The sequence below is a fragment of the Escherichia sp. E1V33 genome (assembly GCF_004211955.1).
Lineage (GTDB): Bacteria > Pseudomonadota > Gammaproteobacteria > Enterobacterales > Enterobacteriaceae > Escherichia.
On the sequence record NZ_RHJI01000019.1, the window covers coordinates 180,319 to 202,010 of the forward strand.

General features: G+C 60.6%; 1 protein-coding gene. It reads right to left on the reverse strand.

From position 1 onward, the window contains the following. Nucleotide 1: 1 nt before the first annotated feature. Nucleotides 2-21,670, reverse strand: a complete 21,669-nt coding sequence (locus D9742_RS17555) for an Ig-like domain-containing protein (RefSeq protein ID WP_130237720.1) — start codon at nucleotides 21,668-21,670, stop codon at nucleotides 2-4. Between the last annotated feature and the right edge of the window lie 22 nt (nucleotides 21,671-21,692).

Consider the following 21,692-nt stretch of genomic DNA (forward strand, 5'->3'; position numbering starts at 1 on the left):
TCTACACCACCATCAACTGATGATTCGCCAGCAAAGTGGCGAGGTCGGTATGCACGCCCGTCAGCGTGACCACGTTAGTTGTCGCAAAAGTGCCGCCCGTGCCGTCGCGGTCGATCTGCACGATGGTGTCGCTGCCGCTCTGGGTGACTTTGACAAAATCACCGATGTTTCCGGCCTGCGCATCCAGCGTCGCCACGCCGTTGACGTAGCTGGCTTTGCCGTTGCCGGTGTAGCCGCTGCCCTGCAACAGCTCGCGAATATCAATGCGATCGGTGTCGGCGGTGCCTTCCCAGGTGCCTACCGTAAAGCCATTCACCACGTCCGAGCCGTTGCCGCCGGTGGCGTCGCTGGCGTTGAGCAGTTTATAGAGCAAGGTGTCGTGGCCCCCGTTGCCGATGTTAATGGTGTCGTTGCCGCCGCGCCCTTCCAGCTGGTTATCGCCGCTGCTGCCGGTGAGGGTATCGTTAAAGTTCGAGCCGGATATCCCCTCAATATTGGTAAATGTCGAAGTGTTAAAGCCGGTGGCCTGCGCGGTGGTGACGCTTAAGTTCGCGGTCACGCCCACCGTCGAGAGCCGGAAATCAACCACATCCATCCCGCCGTTCGCAAGCCAGGTTCCGGTGCCGGAGCTGTACACCCAGCCGCCGGAGCCGTCGTAGGTGTCGGTGCCTGCGGTGGCGAAGAAGGTGTCGTTATAGCCGGTGCCGACGAACTTGCCGTTATTGCTCGCCGTACCCGCTTCGGCGCTGAGGTCGTAAGCGTGAGTGGCATCGGTAGCCTGTAAACCGCCCCAGGTGGTATTGACCGTTTGATCGATATTGCTGGCGGTGGTGCCAGTGGATTTGATCAGCACCGCGTTGTAGGTTTCTCCGGCGTTCAGCCCGTAGAAGTTGACCAGCGCCGAGGTGTCGTTAACCCCCATCCCCGACTGCGGGTTGATGATTTGCGTGGCGACCAGCACCCCCGCCGAGTTGTACAGTTTTACGGTATTGCCGTAGTAGACGTTAATACCGTTAGGATCGGTGATGCGCAAATGCAGCGAGGTGCCGTAGCTCACCGTGTTGGTATTGCGGATCAGGAACACGCTGCCCGACTGTTTGGTCACCAGCACATCCACCGCGCCGTCCCAGTCGTAGTCCATTGCCGCCACGCCGCTGGTGGTGCCGCTCTGACTGCCGCCGAGTACCGACTGCGTCCAGTTGCTGGCGTTGCTGACGTTAGTATAAAGATACGACTGCCCGGTCTGGGCGATACGGGCGATATCCATCAGGCCGTCGTGGTTCCAGTCCACCGCCACGCTAAACTGGCTGGCGTAAGTGGTTGCCGTTGCCCCCACCGCCACCGGATTTCCCAGCACGCCGTTGGTGTTGAATAACAGCGAGCCGTAGTTAGCTCTTCCCTGGCTGGCAGGCAGGAACAGATCCATATCGCCGTCACCGTCAAAATCGGCCCAGGTCATGGAGACAGACGTCGAGTTACCACCGCTGCCTGCAACGCTGAGGAAGGTGTTGATGGTGTTCTGCCCCCAGACAAACGTCCCGTTGCCCTGGCTGATGAGCGAAGACAACGTGTAATAGTTGTTCAGGTTGAAGGTGTGCTGAACCAGGTCGACCTTGCCGTCGTTATTAAGATCGACGCCGGAACCTTCGTTGAGTGAAAGATAGCCGTTCACCACCCCGCCCACCGTGGCGCTCCCTCCGTTGTTCACAACGGTAGAGTTGCCTACCAGCGTACCTGCGTTGTTCCACAGGAAGGTGTTGGAGTCCGGCCCGCCCGCGTCGCCAATCCAGAAGTCGAGATAGCCATCGCCCTCTTTATCAAACGCCACTACCGAGCCATACCACGTCAAGGTGCCGACGGCGACCAGAATGGCGCTGGAAAACGTGCCGTCGCCGTTATTGGTAAAGCCGTTGATATAGCCCGTACCATAGTCATCACGGGTGATAAACAGATCGCCCGTGCCGTTACGGTCGTAATCGGCGATGGAGCTGGTGGCGTAGCTGTTGCCGCTCTGGTACAGCGTCAGGGCAGTTTTCGACCAGGTCAGCGGGTCGGTCGATTGCATCACCTGCTGGTTTGCCAGCACCGTCCACATCCCGTGTGTGTCAAGGCCGTAGGTCAGCCCCCAAGCGGTGGTTTTATTGGCGGTGGTCCAGGTCGGTGTGTAATCAATCGCTGCGTTCACCGTCACCGTGCCATTGCTGACGTTAGCGGTATTGCCGTTGCCCGCCGAGCTTTTTACCTGCGCGGTCACGTTATAGGCGGTCGCAGACGCTGCCAGCGCGTCGGTATCCGGCAACTGTACATACCAGGTGTTATGCGCCGGGTCGACCACTACCGCGCCGCCCGGCTGCGAGGTGTAGGTTTTGCCGTTGATTACTACTTCAACATACTGCCCGCTGGCGAGTGCCGCCGTGATCACCCCGCTAATAATCGGCGTGGTGTCGCGCGTGGTCTGGCTGGTGATTTGCGCCAGCGTCGTCGGAATCGAGGTGTCGACCGTCAGAACAAAATCACTGGAGGAAGTGATATTCCCCGCCAGATCCACCACTCGCGCACTGTAGGTGTAGGCACCACTGACCAGCCCGCTGTCGCTGTAGGTCCAGTTCAGTGCGCCGACCATCGTTACCGCGCCTAACAGCAGCCCGTTACGGTAGAGGTAAACCACTTCACCGCTGGCAAGCGGCGCAGAGAGCACGCCGTTTAACAGCGGCGTGGTATCGTCAGTGGCCTGCGAACTGCTTAACGTTCCCTGCCGCTGCCCGACATCATCGGTATACGACACAATCGTCGGCGTGGCGGTGGGGTTAATCGTATCAACTACCACCGTTTTTGATACCACCGGGCCGGTGTTACCCGCCAGATCCAGCACCCGCACCTGATAAACATAGCTGCCGTCGGTCAGCGTGCGGCTGTCGGTGTAAGTCCACTGCGTACCGTTGGTGGTGAGGGTGATCCAGGTCGCGCCGCCATCAAGGCTAATCTGCGCCACTTCGCCGCTGGCAAGCCCCGCTCCCAGCGAACCGGTCAGCGTGAGCGTGGTGTCGCTGGTGATAAAGTCAGTTGCCGAACTCCCCGTGTCGGTGCTGATACTGGCGATGGTGAGCACCTGCGCCGGGTTAACGGTGTCAATCTGCGCCGACTGGCTGCCGGTTGCGCCAACGTTGCCCGCCAGATCGACCACCCGCACCTGCCAGGTGGTGGTGCCGTTGGTGAGGGTTCGCCCGTCAACGTAACTCCAGTTAAGGCCGTCTGCGGCGACGGTCACGTTCACCCAGGTTGCGCCGTTGTCGGTACTGATTTGCGCGAACTCATTAGCGCCGAGCGCAGCCCCCAGCACGCCGCGCACGGTAAGCGAGGTGTCGCTGGTAATAAAATCAGTGCTGCTGGCTCCGGTGTCATCGCTGATACCGGTAATCGTGATACTTTTCGCCGGTTCCGGGCTGGTGGTGTCGACCACCACGTTTTGCGTCGCGGTCTGCCCGACGTTCCCCGCCAGATCCACCACCCGCACCGTGTAGTTCCAGGTGCCATCAGTCAGTGTGCGACCATCGGCATAGCTCCAGCTGGTGCCGATAACGGTTAACGTAGTCCAGGTGACGCCGCCGTCGAGGCTGATTTGCGCCCGTTCATCGGCGGCAAGCGCCGCGCCGAGCGTCCCGCGCACGGTCAGCGTGGTGTCGCGAGTGACAAAATCGCTGCTGCTTAACCCGGTGTCATCGCTGATGCCCGCAATGGTGATGGTTTTGCTCGCCAGCGGCGCGGTGGTGTCCACGGTGACTATCTGGCTGGCGGTGGCGCCGATATTTCCGGCGGTGTCGATCACCCGCACCTGATAGTTGTAATTACCGTCGGTCAGCGTCCGCCCGTCAAGATATGTCCAGGTCAAACCGCTTACCGAAAGATTCTGCCAGGTTGTGCCGCCATCGATGCTGATTTGCGCGAACTCACCGGCAGAAAGCGCCGCGCCCAGCGTGCCGCTCACCGCAAGCGTCGTGTCGCTGGTAACAAAATCGTTAGTGATCAAGCCGGTATCGGTGGTGATCGCGCTGATGGCGATGGTTTTCACCGCCGGATCTGGCGCGATGGTGTCGATCACCACGTTCTGGCTGTCAGTCGCGCCGACGTTGCCCGCCGCGTCAATCACCCGCACCTGATAGAGATAGTTACCATCGGTTAGCGTGCGGCTGTCGTTATAGCGCCAGGTCGTGCCGGTAACGGTAAGCGTGGTCCAGGTTACGCCGCCGTCGATACTGATTTGCGCCGTCTCGTTACTGGCAAGCGCGGCGGTGAGCGAGCCGTTGACCACCACCGGGCTGACGCTGGTGATAAAGTCGCTGGCGCTAAGGCCGGTGTCGGCTTGCAGGGAATCGATATTAATGCCCATCGCCGGAGCGCTGAGATCCACGGTAATGGTGTGATTGCTGCTGCCGGTATTGCCAATGGTGTTGCTCACCGAGGCGTTAATCACGTAGGCATTGCCGTCCGCCAGCGCGGTGACATCGGCGCTGCCGAGGGTGTAGCTCCAGCTACCGCCGGTCTGTACCGTGGTGGTGTAGGTTTTGCCGTTTAAAGTCAGGGTCAGCGTCTGTCCGACCGGGGCGGTGGTGGTGCCGCTGATCACCAGCGACGAGCCGTGTTCCGCCGCGTTCACTACATCGTCGCCCGCAAAGGTGTTGATAGTGACGGTGGGCACGTCGCCGTTCAGCGTCACGCCACGGCTGGCGCTGCCGGGGTTTCCGGCCTGATCGCTAACCGTCGCGCTAATGGTGTAGCTGCCGTCGCTTAATCCGGCAAACTGTTGCGCCGGAATAAACACCGACCAGCTTCCGCCGCTACCGACCGTTGCGGTCCAGGTTTGCCCGTTAAAGGTAACGGTTACCGTCTGGCCCACTTCGGCGGTGGTGGTGCCGCTGATGGTTTGCCCGGCGAGCTGTTCAGCGTTGTTGATAATATCGTCACCCGCCACGGTGGCGATGGTGACCGTTGGCGCAATGGTATCGACGGTCAGGGCGTGCGTGGTTTGACCGGGGTTACCGGCACGATCGTTCACGCTGGCGGTAATGGTCTGCGCGCCCTGCCCGAGCGCGGTCAGATCCGCCGCAGGCACGTTCAGCGCCCAGGTGCCATTGGCGGCAACCGTGGCAGTGTAAGTTTTGCCGCCAAAGGTGACGGTGACCGTCTGCCCCACTTCCGCGCTGGTTGAACCGTTAAGGGTTAACGGTTGCTGCTGTTCGGCGGCGCTGAGTCGATCGTCCGTCGAAACGGTGTTGATGCTGATAACCGGTGCGGTCAGATCTACCGCTACGCTGCGCGAGGCCGTGGCGCTGTTTCCGGCGCTGTCCTGAGCGGAGGCGCTGACCGTGTAGCTGGTGCCATCCGCCAGTGCCGCAACGTCTGCCGCAGGCACGTTCACGCTCCAACTCCCGTTGCTCTGAATGGTGGCGCTGTAGCCTTTGCCGTTAAGCAACACGGTCACCACTGTACCTGTCGCGAAATTAGTGCCAGTGCCGCTAAGGGTCAGTACACTGCCTGCTTCGGCGGCGTTAATAAGGTTATCGCCGCTGATGGTGCTGACCGAGAGCGACACTGCCGCCGTGTTCACCTGCACGTTGTGCGTCTGCGTGCTGCTGTTGCCTGCGCTATCGGTGATGGTGGCGCTGATGGTCACCGTGCCGTCTGCAAGGCCGGAAACCACGCTGGCAGGCACGCCGACGCTCCAGTTGCCGCTGGCATCGGTGCTGGTGACATACTGCTGCCCGGCGATGGTCACCACCAGGCGGTCGCCCGCCACCGCGCCCGCGGCGGTGCCGCTGATAATCTGCGCCTGAGTGTGTTCGACGTTGTTAATCACATCATCGCCCGCCACGGTGTTAAAGCTTATCACCGGCGCGGTGGTATCGACGGTCACACCTTTGCTGGCGCTGCCAGGGTTACCCGCCAGATCGCTGACCGTGGCGGTCAGGGTATAGCCGTTATTGGCAAGCGCGGTTAAGTCGCTGGCAGGCAGCGTTAAGCTCCAGCTGCCGTCTGCCTGCACCGTGGTCTGGTAGTTAGTGCCGTTTAGCGTGACGATGAGCGTTTGCCCCGTTTGCGCCGTGCTTGTGCCGGAGACCGTCACACCTGCCGCCGCTTCGCTGGCGTTGATGATGTTATCGCTGGCAATGGTGTTGATGGTGACCGTTGGCGCGGCGCTATCGACGCTGTATTCGTGCGTTGCTGTGGCGCTGTTGCCGTTGACGTTAGTCACCCGCACCTGGGCGCTGGCATCGCCATCGCGCAGAGCCGCCATATCCGCCGCCAGAACGGTGGTGCTCCAGCTACCGTTTGCCGCCACCGTGGTGGTGTAGGTTTTACCGCCAAAGATGACGGTGACGGTTTGCCCCGCTTCGACGCCGGACGTGCTGCCGGAGAGCGTTAACGCTGCGCCTTTTTCGGCGGCGTTAATCACATCATCGCTGGTGATGCTGTTCATGCTGATGGCGACGGTAGTGAGATCAACGGTCACCGGATGGGTAATGCTGGTTTGCGTTCCGGCACTATTCGCCCCGCTAACGGTAATGTTCAGCGTTCCCGCAGGCCAGTTACTGACATCCGCCGCCGGAACGCCGACGCTCCAGCTGCCGTTCGCCAGCACCGTCGCGGCGTAAGTTTGGTTATTAATCACCACCGTCAACGCCGTGCCTGCCGCAAAACCGGAGCTGCTGCCGGAAATCACCTGCGCCTGAACGTGTTCGATCATATTGACCACATCATCGCCTGCAACGGTATCGACCCGCAGGCCGGGCAGACTGGCATCGATGGTGATATCGCGCGAGCCGCTGCCGGTGTTGCCAACGGCGTTGGTTACCGAGGCATTAACCGTTAACTCACCGTTACCCAACGCCTGCCAGTCGGCGGCAGGCACACTGACGCTCCAGCTTAAATCTGGCTGCACGGTGGCGCTGTAAGTTTTACCGCCCAGTTCAACGGTGACGGTGCTGCCCGCCGCCGCACCGGTTACCTGGCCGCTGATAGTTTGCGCGCTGCCTGCCTCTGAAGCGTTGATAATATCGTCCGTCGCCACCGGATTAATGGTGACGCCCGGCAGCGCGGTATTGACCTGCACGTTATGGCTGGCGGTGCTGCTGTTGCCCTGGGCGTTGGTGACGCTCGCCGTGACGCTGTAGGTGGCTTCGCCCAGCGCGCTGACCGCCGAGGCAGGCACGGTAACGCTCCAGTTGCCGGAGGCATCCGTGGTGGCACTGTAGTTTTGTCCATTCAGCGTGACGGTAACCGCCGTACCTGCGGGTTGATCGCTGGTGCCGGAAAGCGCCAGATTCGATCCTTTTTCCGTCGCGTTGATCACGTCATCGCCCGCGATGGTGTTGATGCTAATCACTGGCGCGCTGAGGCTGACGGTCACGGTACGGCTGGCGTCATCGCTGTTGCCCGCCCGATCGCTGACGCTGGCAGTGATGGTCTGCGCACCGCTACCGAGAGCAGTAACATCCGCCGCCGGAACGCCGACGCTCCAGTTGCCGGAGGCATCCAGGGTGGTGGTGTAGGTTTTGCCGTTGAGCTCAACGCTCACCACATCGCCCGCTTCCCCGCCCGTGCTGGTGCCGGAGATCACCAGCGCCTGAGCGTGTTCGGCATCGTTGATAATGTCATCGCCCGCCACGGTGTTAATAGTGAGAACGGGCGCGGTGGTGTCTACCGCCAGATTATGGCTGGCGCTGCCGGGGTTGCCCGCTTTGTCGTTGACCGTCGCGCTGACGGTGTAATTGCTTGCGTTCAGCGCGCCTAAGGCTGACGAGGGAACGCTGACGCTCCAGCTACCGTCCGCCTGTACAGTGCCGGTGTAGGTAGCGCCATTAAGGGTGACGCTCACCGCCTGCCCGGTTTCGGCAGTGCTGGTACCGCTGATGGTGAGCGGGCTTCCGGCCTCTGCGGCGTTAAGGATGTCATCGCTGGCGATAGTGTTAATGGTGAGCGTCGGCGCACTGGCGTCAACGCTATACGCATGAGTCACCGAGGCACTGTTGCCGCTCGCGCTGCTGACACTGGCCTGCATGTTCGCCGCGCCGTCTGGTAGGGTTGCCAGATCTGCCGCCGGAACCGTTACGCTCCAGTTCCCGTTGGCAGCGACGCTTGCGGTGTAGGTTTTGCCGCCAAAAGTGACGGTGACAGTTTGCCCGCTTTCAATCCCGCTGGTGCTGCCGGAAAGGGTCAGGTCAGTGCCTTTTTCGGCAGCGTTAATTACATCGTCGGTGGTAACGGTGTTGATGCTGATCGCCACCGCCGTTAAATCGACGGTGAACGGATGGCTGACGCTGACCGGATTTCCGGCGCTGCTTTGCCCGGCTACCTCAACGGTTAACGGCCCCGCAGGCCATGCGCTGACGCTTGCCGCCGGAATGCCGACGCTCCAGCTCCCGTCCGCCTGTACCGTGGTGGAATACGCCACACTGTTGATGGTAACCGTCAGCACAGCACCTGCATTCAGGCCACTGCTGCCGCCAGTGATCACCAGCGCCTGTCCGTGCTCGATGCTGTTGACGATATCATCGCCCGCCAAGGTATCCACCCGCAGCCCCGGCAGGTTGGCATCAATGGTGATATCCCGCGTGCCGCTGCCGGTGTTGCCATTAGCATTGGTGACCGAGGCGGTAATGGTCAAATCACCATTGCCCAGCGCCTGGAGATCGGCTGCCGGAACGCTGATACTCCAGCTTAAGTTGCCCTGTACCGTGGTGGTGTAAGTGTTGCCGCCCAGCGTCACGGTAACCGTATCGCCAGCGGCGGCGCGAGTCACCACCCCGCTGACGGTTTGATCGGCGCCCGCTTCGGCGGCGTTGATAATATCGTCGCCCGCCACGGTGTTGATGGTGACACCCGGCAGGCCGCTGTCGACCAGTAAATTCGCCTGACTGCTGGCGGTGTTGCCCGCCGCACTGGTGGCGCTGGCGCTGACGGTATAGTTGGCCTGGCCTAGAGCCGCCAGATCGCTCACCGGCACCGTTAAGGTCCAGTTGCCCGACGCGTCGGTGGTGGCGCTGTAGTTGTGACCGTTGAGCATGACGGTAACCTGTGCGCCCGTCGCCAGCCCCGTACTGCCGCCGCTGATGGTCAACGGCTGGCCTTTTTCATCGGCGTTCAGGACGTTATCGCCGCTGATGGCGTTAAAGGTAATGGTTGGCAGCCCGGTGTTGACCGTCACCTGATGCGTGGCGCTGCCGCTGTTACCGGCGACATCGGTGACGCTGGCGTTAATGGTCACCGTGCCGTTTGCCAGCGCCGAGACGACGCTTGCCGGAACGCCGACGCTCCAGTTGCCGCTGGCGTCCAGCACCGTGGTAAAGGTATTTGTGCCGATAGTCACCGTCACGGTGCTACCAGTTGCCGCACCGGTGGCGGAGCCGCTGATGATCTGCGCCTGGGTGTGTTCCGCCGCGTTGATCACGTCATCACCCGCCACCGTGTTGATGGTGACGACCGGAACGGAAGTATCTACCGTCAGGTTGTGATTAACCGAGGCCGGGTTTCCGGCTTTGTCGCTCACCGCTGCGCTAACGGTGTAGTTGCTGGCGGTCAGGGTGCTTAAGTCGGCTGACGGTACGCTGACGCTCCAGCTACCGTCCGTTTGAACCGTGCCGGTATAGTTTGCGCCATTGAGGGTGACGGTCACCGCCTGCCCCGCTTCCGCCGTGCTGCTGCCGGTGATGGTCAGCGCAGCTCCGGCTTCGGCGGCGTTAAGAATGTCGTCGCCCGCAATGGTGTTAATGGTCACCGTTGGTGCGCTGGCATCGACGCTGTAAGCGTGGGTAGTGTTGGCGCTGTTGCCGTTAACATTGCTGACGCTGGCCTGTGCGCTGGCATCTCCATCACGCAGGGCTGCCATATCTGCCGACGGAACCGTGGTGCTCCACGAACCGTTCGCCGCGACGCTTGCTGTGTAGGTTTTGCCGCCAAAGGTGACGGTGACCGTTTGTCCGGCCTCCACACCAGTAGTGCTGCCAGAGAGCGTTAACGCCGCGCCTTTCTCAGCGGCGTTAATCACATCATCGGCGGTAATGGCGTTGATGCTGACGGCAATCGCCGAGAGATCGACAGTCACCGGATGGGTGACGCTGACCGGGTTTCCGGCGGTGGTGTTGCCGCTCGCCGTAATTGTGACCGTCCCCGCAGGCCAGGCGCTGACATCTGCCGCCGGAATGCCGACGCTCCATGAGCCATCCGCCAGTACCGCCGCAACATAGGTTTGCCCGTTAATGGTCAGCGTGACGTTGCTGCCCGCCGCCAGACCGGAGCTGCTGCCGGTAATCACCAGCGCCTGATCGTGCTCGATAATGTTGACCACATCATCGCCCGCCACGGTGTCGATCCGCAGACCGGGCAGATTCGCGTCGATGGTGATTTCACGCGTGCCGTTACCGGTATTGCCTACGCTGTTCGTTACCGAAGCCGAAATGGTCAGCTCGCCGTTGCCCAGCGCCTGTAGCGCGGAGGCCGGAACATTAACGCTCCAGCTTAAATTCGCCTGCACCGTGGCAGTGTAAGTCGCCCCGCCGAGCGTTATGGTAACGGTATCGCCTGCCGCAGCCCCCGTCACCTGCCCACTGATGGTCTGGCCCGCGCCCGCTTCGGCAGCGTTAATAATATCGTCCGTTGCCACCACGTTAATGGTGACGCCCGGCAGCGCGGTATTAACCTGAACGTTATGGCTGGCGGAACCGCTGTTGCCATCGGCGTCAGTGGCGGAGGCTGTCACCGTATAAGTGGCTTCACCGAGGGCGCTTACGGCGGACGCCGGAACGGTCACGCTCCAGTTGCCGGAAGCATCAGCAGTGGTGGTGTAATTTTGCCCGTTGAGCGTCACGGTTACCTGCGTGCCCGCAGGCTGGTTGCTGCTGCCGGAAATCGCCAGATCCGCGCCTTTCTCCGTGGCATTAATAATGTCATCGACGGCGATGGTGTTAATGCCGAGTACCGGCGCACCGAGCGCCACGCTGACAGTGTGCGAGGCCGTGCCACTGTTGCCTGCGGAGTCGGTAACCGTGGCAGTAATGGTCACATCGCCCTGCGCCAGCGCGGAAATGACGCTGGCAGGCACGCCGACGCTCCAGTTGCCGTTGACGTCCAGCACGGTGGTATAGGTGGTCGTGCCAATCGTCACGGAAACCGTATTACCGGTAGTCGCGCCCGTTGCCGAGCCGCTGATAATCTGCGCCTGTCCGTGTTCAGTAGCGTTGATGATGTCATCACCCGCCACCGTGTTAATGGTGACGACCGGAGCAACGAGATCTACCGTCAGGTTATGCGTTGCCGAAGCCGGATTTCCGGCTTTGTCGCTGACCGCCGCGCTCACCGTATAGGGGCTTGCGGTAAGGTTGGCTAAATCGCCAGTTGGTACGCTGACGCTCCAGCTTCCATCTGCCTGCACGTTGCCGCTGTAATTCACGCCGTTTAGCGTCACGGTCACCGTCTGCCCCGCTTCCGCCGTGCTGGTGCCGCTGATGGTCAGCGCCGATCCCGCTTCGGCGGCGTTAAGAATATCGTCGGAGGCAATCGTATTGATGGTGACAGAGGGCGCGGTGGCATCGACGCTGTAAACATGTGTGGCCTGGGCGTTGTTACCTGCGACGTTGCTGACGCTGGCCTGGACGTTTGCTGCGCCATCTGGCAAGGTTGCGAGATCGGCGGCTGGGATCGTCAGCCCCCAGCTATTATCCGCGGCAACCGTGGTGGTGTAGCTTTTGCCGCCGAAGATAACGGTGATGGTTTGCCCCGATTCCACATCGGAGGTGGTGCCGGAAAGCTGCAAATCGCTGCCTTTTTCGGCGGCGTTAATCACATCGTCAGTGGAAAGGGTGTTGATGGTAATCGCCACGGCTGCGAGATCGACCGTGACTGGATGGCTAATGCTGGTTGTGGTTCCGGCGGTGTTGGTGCCAGAGACGGCAATATCGACCGTCCCCGCAGGCCAGTTTGTGACATCTGCCGCCGGAACGCCGACGCTCCAGGTGCCATCGGCGAGGACCGTTGCGCCGTAGGTGACGCCGTTGATAACCACCGTCAACGCCGCCCCCGCTACCAGCCCAGTGCTGCTACCGGTGACCACCAGCGCCTGAGTGTGCTCAATGCTGTTAATCACATCATCGCCTGCCACGGTATCGACTCGCAGGCCTGGCAGGTTGGCATCTATCACGATGTCGCGCGTTGTGGTGCCGGTATTATTTGCGGAATTGGTCACCGAGGCGCTGATGGTCAGTTCACCGTTACCCAGCGCCTGCAAAACGTTCGCCGGTACGCTGACGCTCCAGCTTAAATCTGACTGCACGGTGGCGTTATATTGATTGCCGCCAATGGTAACAATCACCGTATTCCCGGCAACCGCCGTTCCCGTGACCTGACCGCTGATGGTCTGCGCCACAACGATTTTAGCGGCGTTGATAATGTCATCGCCCGCCACGGTATTAATGATCACCCCAGGCAGGAGCGATTCGACATTCACCGTATGGGTGGTGCTGCCGCTGTTGCCCGCGCTGTCGGTGGCGCTGGCGCTAATCGAATAGACCGCCTCGCCCAGCGCGCCAACCGCCGAAGCAGGCACGGTAACGCTCCAGTTGCCGGAGCCGTCGGTAGTAGCGTTGTACGCCAGGCCGTTCAACATCACGGTGACCGTGGTGCCGGTCGCCAGACCGCTGGAGCCGCCGCTGATGGTCAGATCCTGGGTTTTCTCCGCATTATTGATAATGTCATCGCCGGAGACAGTGTTAATGCTCAGCGTCGGGCCGCTGGGATCAACGGTCACATTATGGGTAGCGCTGTCGCTGTTGCCCGCGCGATCGCTCAGGCTGGCGGTAATGGTCTGGCTTCCGGTTGCCAGTGCCGTGACATCCCCCGCCGGAATGCCCACGCTCCAGTTACCGGAGGCATCCAGCGTGGTGGTGTAGTTTTTACCGTTGAGCGTGACGGTCACCACATCGCCGGGTTCCGCGCCCGTGCTGGTGCCGCTGACGACCAGCGCCTGACCGTGTTCGATGGCGTTGATAATGTCATCACCCGCGACGGTGTTAATGGTGAGATCCGGCGCGGTAACGTCCACCGCCAGCGCGTGATCGGCGCTTGCCGGGTTACCCGCTTTGTCGCTCACTGTCGCAGTCACGGTATAACTGCTGGCAGTCAGCCCGCTTAAATCCGTTGCCGGAACATTCACGCTCCAGGTGCCATCGGCCTGGACGGTGGTCTGGTACGTATTGTTATTGAGCGTGACGGTCAGCGTCTGTCCGGCCTGCGCCGTGGTGGTGCCGCTGATGGTGATACCCGCGCCCGCTTCGCTCACGTTGAGAATATCGTCGCTGGCGATGGTGTTGATGGTCACAAGCGGCGCGGTGGCATCGACGCTGTACGCACGATCCGCCTGGGCGCTGTTGCCGTTAATATTGCTGACGCTCGCCTGTATGTTGCCCGCGCCGTCCGGCAGGGCAGCGAGATCGGCAGGCGGTACGTTCACCGTCCAGCTGCCGTTGGCTTCCACAGTAGTGGTGTAATTTTTACCGCCAAAGGTGACGGTCACCGTCTGCCCGGCTTCCACACCACTGGTGCTGCCGCTTACGACCAGCGTTTCGCCTTTTTCGACGGCGTTGATCACATCATCGCCGGAAAGGGTGTTAATGGTGATGGCAACCGCCGCCAGATCGACAGTGACCGGATGGGTAATGGTGGAGGTTGTTCCGGCGCTGTTGGTGCCGCTTACCGTAATATCCACCGTACCCGCAGGCCAGTTGCTGACGTCTGCCGCCGGAACGCCGAGGTTCCATGTGCCGTCGGCTAACACCGTGGCAGCGTAAGTGACGTCGTTAATCACGACCGATAACGCCGTTCCCGCTGTTAGTCCGGTGCTACTGCCGGTGATCACCAGCGCCTGATTGTGCTCAATGCTGTTAATAACGTCATCGCCCGCCACGGTATCGACCCGCAGGCCAGGCAGATTGGCGTCGATTGTGATATCCCGCGAGCCGCTGCCGCTGTTGCCCACGGCATTGGTGACCGATGCGTTGACCGTAAGAGAACCGTTGCCCAGCGCCTGAATATCCGCCGCCGGAACGCTGACACTCCAGCTTAAATTAGCCTGCACCGTGGCGGTGTAGGTGTTGCCGCCCAGCGTAACGGTAACCGTGTCGCCCGCCGCGGCACCCGTCACCTGGCCGCTGATGGTTTGCGCATTGCCCGCTTCGGCAACGTTGATAATGTCATCGGTCGCCACCGCGTTAATGGTGACGGCAGGCAAGGCGCTGTTGACCAGCACATTATGACTGGCGGAATTACTGTTGCCTGCCGTATCAGTGACGTTTGCCGTTACCGTGTAGTTAGCTTCACCCAATGCGCTAACTGCCGAGGCTGGCACCGTGGCGCTCCAATTACCGGAAGCATCTGTGGTGGCGGTGTAATTTTGCCCGTTCAGCGTCACCGTGATGGTGGTGCCCGCAGGCTGATTACTGGTGCCGGTGATTTGCAGGTCCGCGCCTTTTTCCGTTGCGTTAATCACATCATCGCTGGCGATAGTGTTGATGCCAATGGTTGGCGCGGTGAGATTTATGGTGACCGTGCGGCTTGCATCATCGCTGTTGCCTGCCGCGTCGGTAATGGCCGCAGTGATGATTTGCGGACCGCTGCCCAGCGCAGTAACGTCTGCCGCCGGAACGCCGACGCTCCAGTTGCCGGAGGCGTCCAGCGTGGTGGTATAGGTTTTACTGTTTAACGTGACGGTGATGATATCGCCCGCTTCGCCGCCAGTGCTGGAGCCGGAGATCACCAGCGCCTGTCCGTGTTCGGCGGCGTTAATAATGTCATCGCCGGAGACGGTGTTGATGGTCAGCACCGGCACGGTGAGATCCACCGCCAGCCCGTGAGTGGTGGACGCCGGGTTGCCTGCTTTATCGCTTACCGAGGCGCTGACGGTGTACTGGCTGGCGGTCAGGTTGCTGAGATCTGCCGTCGGTACGCTGACGCTCCAGCTTCCGTCCGCCTGGACAATGCCGGTGTAAGTCACGCCATTAAGCGTGACAGTTACCGTCTGACCCGCTTCGGCGGTGCTGCTGCCGCTGATGGTTAGCGGATTGCCCGCCTCAGCAGCGTTAACAATATCGTCAGTGGCGATGGTATTGATGACAAGCGTCGGGGCCGTGGCATCGACGCTGTAGGCGTGGGTTGCCGAAGCCGTGTTGCCGTTAATAGTGCTGACGCTGGCCTGCACGGTGGCGTCGCCGTCGCGTAACGCGCTGAGATCGGCGGCGGGTACGGTGGTTGTCCAACTGCCATCGCCTGCTACGGTGGCGGTGTAGGTTTTCCCGCCAAAGGTGACGGTGACCGTTTGCCCCGCTTCCACGCCGGAGGTGCTGCCGGAAAGGGTTAAATCTGCCCCTTTTTCGGCGGCGTTAATCACATCATCGCCGGAGACGGTGTTAATGGAAATCGCCACCGCCGCCAGATCGACGGTGACCGGATGGGTAATGGTGGATGTTGTTCCGGCTGTGTTAGTGCCACTTACCGTGATATTCACCGTACCCGCAGGCCAGTTACTCACGTCTGCCGCCGGAACACCAACGCTCCATGTGCCATCGGCTAATACTGTTGCAGCGTAAGTGACCGTGTTAATCACCACCGTCAGCGCCGCGCCCGCCGCCAGCCCGCTGCTGCTACCAGTTATCACCAGCGCCTGAGCGTGCTCGATGCTATTGACCACATCATCGCCCGCCACGGTGTCAACGCGCAGACCTGGCAGGTTGGCGTCTATCACAATATCTCGCGAACCGCTGCCAGTATTGCCAACGCCGTTGGTCACCGAAGCGTTAACCGTCAGGTCGCCATTACCGATGGTCTGAATATCCACTGCCGGAACGTCCACGCTCCAGCTTAAATTGCCCTGCACGGTAGCGGTATAGGTTTTCCCGCCAAGCGTTACGGTAACCGTATCGCCCGCCGCCGCGCCCGTCACCTGGCCGCTGATGGTCTGCGCTACGCCCGATTCGGCGGCGTTAATAATATCGTCAGTCGCTACCGGATTAATGGTGACACCAGGCAGCGCGGTATTGACCTGCACGTTATGGCTGGCGGAATTGCTGTTGCCCGCGCTGTCGGTGACGTTCGCCGTCACCACGTAGCTGGCTTCGCCCAGCGCACCGACAGCGGAGGCTGGCACCGTGGTGCTCCAGTTGCCTGCGGCGTCCGTCGTGGCGGTGTAATTTTGCCCGTTCAGCGTCACCGTAATGGTGGTGCCTGCTGGCTGATTACTGGTGCCGGAAATTTGCAGATCCGCGCCTTTTTCGGTGGCGTTAATGACGTCATCGGTGGCGATGGTGTTGATGCCAACGGTCGGCGCGGTAAGGTTGACGGTGACCGTGTGCGTCTTACTATCGCTGTTACCTGCCACATCAGTCACCGTGGCGGTGACGGTTTGCGGGCCGCTGCCAAGCGCAGTGACATCCGCCGCCGGAACGCCGACGCTCCAGTTGCCGGAGGCGTCCAGCGTCGTGGTGTAGGTTTTACTGTTTAGCGTAACGGTGACGACATCCCCCGCTTCTCCGCCGGTGCTGGAACCGGAAATCACCAGCGCCTGCCCGTGTTCGGTGGCGTTAATAATATCGTCGCCCGCAATGGTGTTGATGGTCAGCAGCGGAACGGTGAGATCCACCGCCAGATTATGCGTGGTGCTCGCCGGATTGCCCGCTTTGTCATTGACCGTCGCCGTCAGGGTATGGCTGCCATCCGCCAGCGCCGCGAGATCTGCCGCCGGAATATTGATGCTCCAGCTGCCATCGGCCTGTACTGTTGCCTGATACGTCTGCACGGTCGGGCTGTTGAGCGTTATCGTAACAATCTGCCCCGCTTCGGCGGTGGTGCTGCCGCTCACCGTCACGCCCGCATCGGCTTCGCTGGCGTTAACGATATTGTCGCTGGCGACGGTATTGATAATGATGGTTGGCGCGCTACTGTCGACGCTGTAGCTATGCACCGCCGAGGCGCTATTGCCGTTTATATTGCTGACGCTGGCCTGCGCGGAGGCGCTGCCATCGGGTAACGCCGCCAGATCGGCTGCGGGAACGGTGGCACTCCAGCTACCATCGCTCGCCACGCTGGCAGTGTAATTTTTACCGCCAAAGGTAACGGTGACGGTTTGGCCTGGCTCTACGTTAGTGGTAGTGCCGGAAAGGATTAAATCAGCGCCTTTTTCTGCAGCATTAATCACGTCGTCCGTGGCGATGGTGTTGATGGCGATCGCCGCCGGAGTGAGATCGACCGTTACCGGATGCGTAATGCTCACCGGATTTCCGGCGCTACTTTCCCCGGACACGGTAACTGTCACTGTTCCCGCAGGCCAGGCGCTAACCTGCGCCGCCGTGACGCCTACGCTCCAGCTACCATCGGCCTGCACCGCAGTGGTGTAGTCGACGTTGTTAATCGTGACGGTAAGCGGCGTGCCTTCTGCCAGCCCCGAGCTGCTGCCAGTGACCACCAGCGCCTGCCCGTGCTCGATGATATTGACCACATCATCGCCCGCCACCGTATCGACCCGCAGGCCGGGCAGATTGGCGTCGATGGTGATATCACGCGTGCCGCTGCCGGAGTTGCCGTTTTGATTGGTGACTGAGGCACTCACCGTTAAATCACCATTACCCAGCGCCTGAATATCTGTTGCTGGAACGCTCACGCTCCAGCTTAAACCGGCCTGCACGGTGGTGGTGTAAGTATTACCGCCCAGCGTCACGGTTACCGCGTCGCCAACGGCGGCTCCGGTAACCTGCCCGCTGATGATTTGCGCCACGCCCGCTTCGGCGGCGTTAACAATATCGTCGCTCGCCACCGGGTTAATGGTCACGCCGGGCAGCGCGCTGTCGACCAGCACGTTATGGCTGGCGGTGGCGCTGTTACCGATACCGCTGGTCACCGCCGCCGTCACCGTATAGTTGGCCTGGCCTAATGCGGTAACCGCCGATGCCGGAACGGTGACGCTCCAGTTGCCGGAGGCGTCGGTTGTGGTGGTGTAATTTTGCCCGTTCAGCGTCACGGTGATGGCGGTATTGGCAGGCTGATCGCTGGTGCCGGTAATTTGAACATCGGCCCCTTTTTCGCTGGCGTTTATCACATCATCGCCAGCAATGGTGTTAATACCAATTACTGGCGCGGCGGTATCAACCGTGACCGTCAGTGACTGGCTACCCGTGTTTCCGGCGCGGTCAGTCACTGAAACGTTGATGGGATAACTGCCGTCTACCAGACCACTGACAACAGAAGCCGGAACGCCCAGGCTCCAGTTGCCGGAACCATCCACCACCGTGGTGTAATCCACATTATTCAGCGTCACGGTAACGATATCGCCCGCCTGCGCGCCGGTGACCGTGCCGCTGATGATTTGCGCCTGGGTATGTTCCGGCGTGTTAATGACGTTATCGGTCGCCACCGGATTAATGGTCACCACCGGCGGCGTGGCATCCACCAGCGCCACGCGTGAGACGCTGGTCGGGTTCCCCGCGACATCGTTCACGCTGGCGGTCACCGTGGCGTTGCCGTCAGCCAGTGCGTCAACGTTCGCGGCGGGAACGGTCACGCTCCAGGTGCCATCTGACTGCACTGTGCCCTGATACGTCTGCCCATTCAGCGTGACGGTCACCGTCTGCCCTGGCTGAGCGTCGGTGGTGCCGGTGATTTGCAAATCCTGCCCGCTTTCGGCGGCGTTGATGATGTTATCGGCGGTCAGCGGATCGATGCCCAACGCCGGGGCCTGGCTGTCGACGGTAATGGTACGGGAGGTGTCGCCAGTGTTACCGCTGATATTAGTGACGGTCGCGGTAATTTCCGCCGCGCCGTCTGCCAGGCTGCTCACCGCACTGGCAGGAACGGTCAGGCTCCAGCCGCCTCCTGCCTGAACGGTGGTGGTAAAGGTCTGCCCGGCGAATTTCACTACAACGGTTTGCCCGGTTTCCACCAGTTGCGTGGTGCCGGTCAGCGTTAACGGCGCGCCTTTTTCTGCGGCATTAATAATGTCATCACCGGAGACGGTATTGATGGTGATAAGCACCGCGCCCGGATTAACGTCCACGTTGCGATCGATGGAAACCGGGTTCCCGGCGGGGTCCGTTGCGCTGGCATTAACCACTATCGTACCCGGCGTCAGCGCCTGTAAGTCTGCCGCAGGTACGCCTACCTGCCAGTTGCCGTTGCTGTCGGTCACCCCCTGGTAGGTGTTACCACCGAGCAAAACAGTGACCACTCTTCCGGCGGGCAGATTGGTACTGCTACCGGTGATAATCAGGTTTTGCTGCTGCTCAACGGCATTGATCACATCATCGCCCGCGATGGTGTCAATGCGCAGCCCCGGCAGCCCGGCACTGATGGTGATATCAAGCGCGCTGCTGCCCGTATTGCCATGTACGGTGGTAACCGAAGCATTAATGGTTAACGGACCATCGCCCAGCGCCTGTAAATCTGCCGCCGGAACATTCACGCTCCAGGTGAGATTGCTGCCCACCGTCGCCGTGTAAGTATTGCCGCCCAGTTGAATAGTTACCGTGTCGCCCTGCGCGGCGCCCACGACGACGCCGCTCAGAGTTTGATCTGCCGCCGCTTCGGCGTTGTTGACAATGTTGTCGCCCGCAAAGGTGTTGATGATCACCTGTGGCAGCACCGTATCGACCAGTAAATTGCTCTGCGCGGTGCCAGTGTTGCCGGTCACATCGGTGGCGCTGGCTGTGACGGTGTAAGTGGTGTTCGCCAGATTGACAACATCGCTTACCGGGACGTTCAGCGTCCAGATACCGCCGCTAACCTGAGCGCTATAAGTGACATTATTTAACGTCACGTTAACCGTACCGCCATCGGGTAAATTGCCGGTGCCGCTTAACGTTAGCGGCTGCTGAGACTCCAGCGCATTCAGTACGTTATCACCACTGATGGTATCTATCGCCACTTGCGGCGCGACGCCTGCCAGGGTGATGTTATGAGTCGCCGTGCCGGTATTACCAGCAGCATCGGTAACCGTGACAATAATATCGTTAGGGCCACGCGCCAGGGTGCGGGTTACCGCCGGATCCAGCGCCACATTCCACGTACCGTCCGCCAGCACTACGCCTGTCAGAACAGTGGCACCTAACTTCACGGTGACCGTATCCCCCGGAGAAGCTCCACTGACCTGACCGGAAATAATCTGCGCCACAATCTGTTCAGCGGTGTTAAGAATATCGTCACCAGCGATGGTGTTAACGCTAACCACTGGCGCACTGGTGTCTACCGCGAAGTTCGCACTGTTGCTGGTGGTGTTTCCTGCCCGGTCGCTGACGCTGGCACTGAGGGTTTGGCTGCCTTCTGCCAGCGCCTGTACCTCTGTCGCTGGCAGCGTCACTTGCCAGGTTCCGTCGCTACCGACGGTTGCTGTGTGGGTGACGCCGTTCAGGTTCAGGGTTACGGTTTGCCCCGCTTCCGCATTCGATGTACCGCTCAGTACCAGCGCGGCGTTATGTTCCGCAGCACTGATGATGTTGTCCTGGGCGATGGTATTGATAGCAAGCGTCGGCGGTTGGGTATCGACCGTTAACAGTTGCGCGCCAGTGACCGTATTGCCCGTGGCATCTTTCCCACTGACCAGCACCGCCTGATTCCCTTCGCCTAACGCTTGCGCATCGGCGGTCGGCACCTGCACGCTCCATCCACCGTTAGCCCCTACAGTTGTGGTGTAGGTTTTGCCGTTTAGCGTAACGGTGAGTTCTGTTCCCTGTGCCAGATGGCTACTGGTGCCAGAAAGCGTAAACCCGGCGGCCTGTTCGCTGGCGTTAATGATGTTATCGCCTGCGGTGGTGGCAACCTGTACGGCAGCCTGACTATTGTCGATGGTTAACGTTATCGAACCGGCGTCAGTGATGGTGCTGCCGACGATTTGCACCACTGACCAGGTATGTTCGCCCGCACTTTGCGTGGGCAAATCGACGCTCCAGCGTCCATCGCTACCGACCTGGGTACTGGCGATGGTGTCCCCATTGCTGTCTTTAATCTGGATGGTCGCCCCCGCCTGCCCACTGCCGCTAAAGGTTGGCGTAGTGTCATCAGTGGTATCGTTGGCGGAAAGAATACCCCGTTGATCGCCCTGATTATCGGTTACCAAAAACGATGGCGTGGCGTTGCCGGGTTCGGCTGGCGGTGGGTTGTTAACCACTTCAGTTTTTGAGTCATCATCGCCACCGCTTGCCAGTAAAGCGCCAAGCGCGCCGCCACCTACCGCCGCCCCCGCCAGCCATCCCCACGGGAAAGCCGTCGTCTGGCCGACGATATCAAGGTACGGCGCAATGCTTTCAATTGCGGTGGTCTGAGCGGTCAGCTCCGCGGGCGCTAATCCACCCGCCGCGGTATCGGCAAAGGTGACATGGGTCAGCTGTTGACCATCGGCAAACACCAGTTCGGATTGTTCGCTGGTATTTGCCGCTTGCAGGAAATAACCGTTGCAGCGGATCACCGTGCCGTCCTGCATATAGATCAACAGGTCATTTCCGTCACGAACATAACGCGCAACGGCAGATGCCTGAGCATGAACCTGCACCACAGAGGGCTCATAAATGACAACCGTAACGTCGCCAGGATTAATCAGCGTTTGTTTGACGGATGTTTTTCGCGAAATAACATCAATAATCAGGCTCATAATGGCATTCCTGATAAATGGC

Bases quoted from the DNA above. Each gene is read 5' to 3' on its own strand.
- D9742_RS17555 (WP_130237720.1), bottom strand. From the start codon at position 21,670: ATGAGCCTGATTATTGATGTTATTTCGCGAAAAACATCCGTCAAACAA.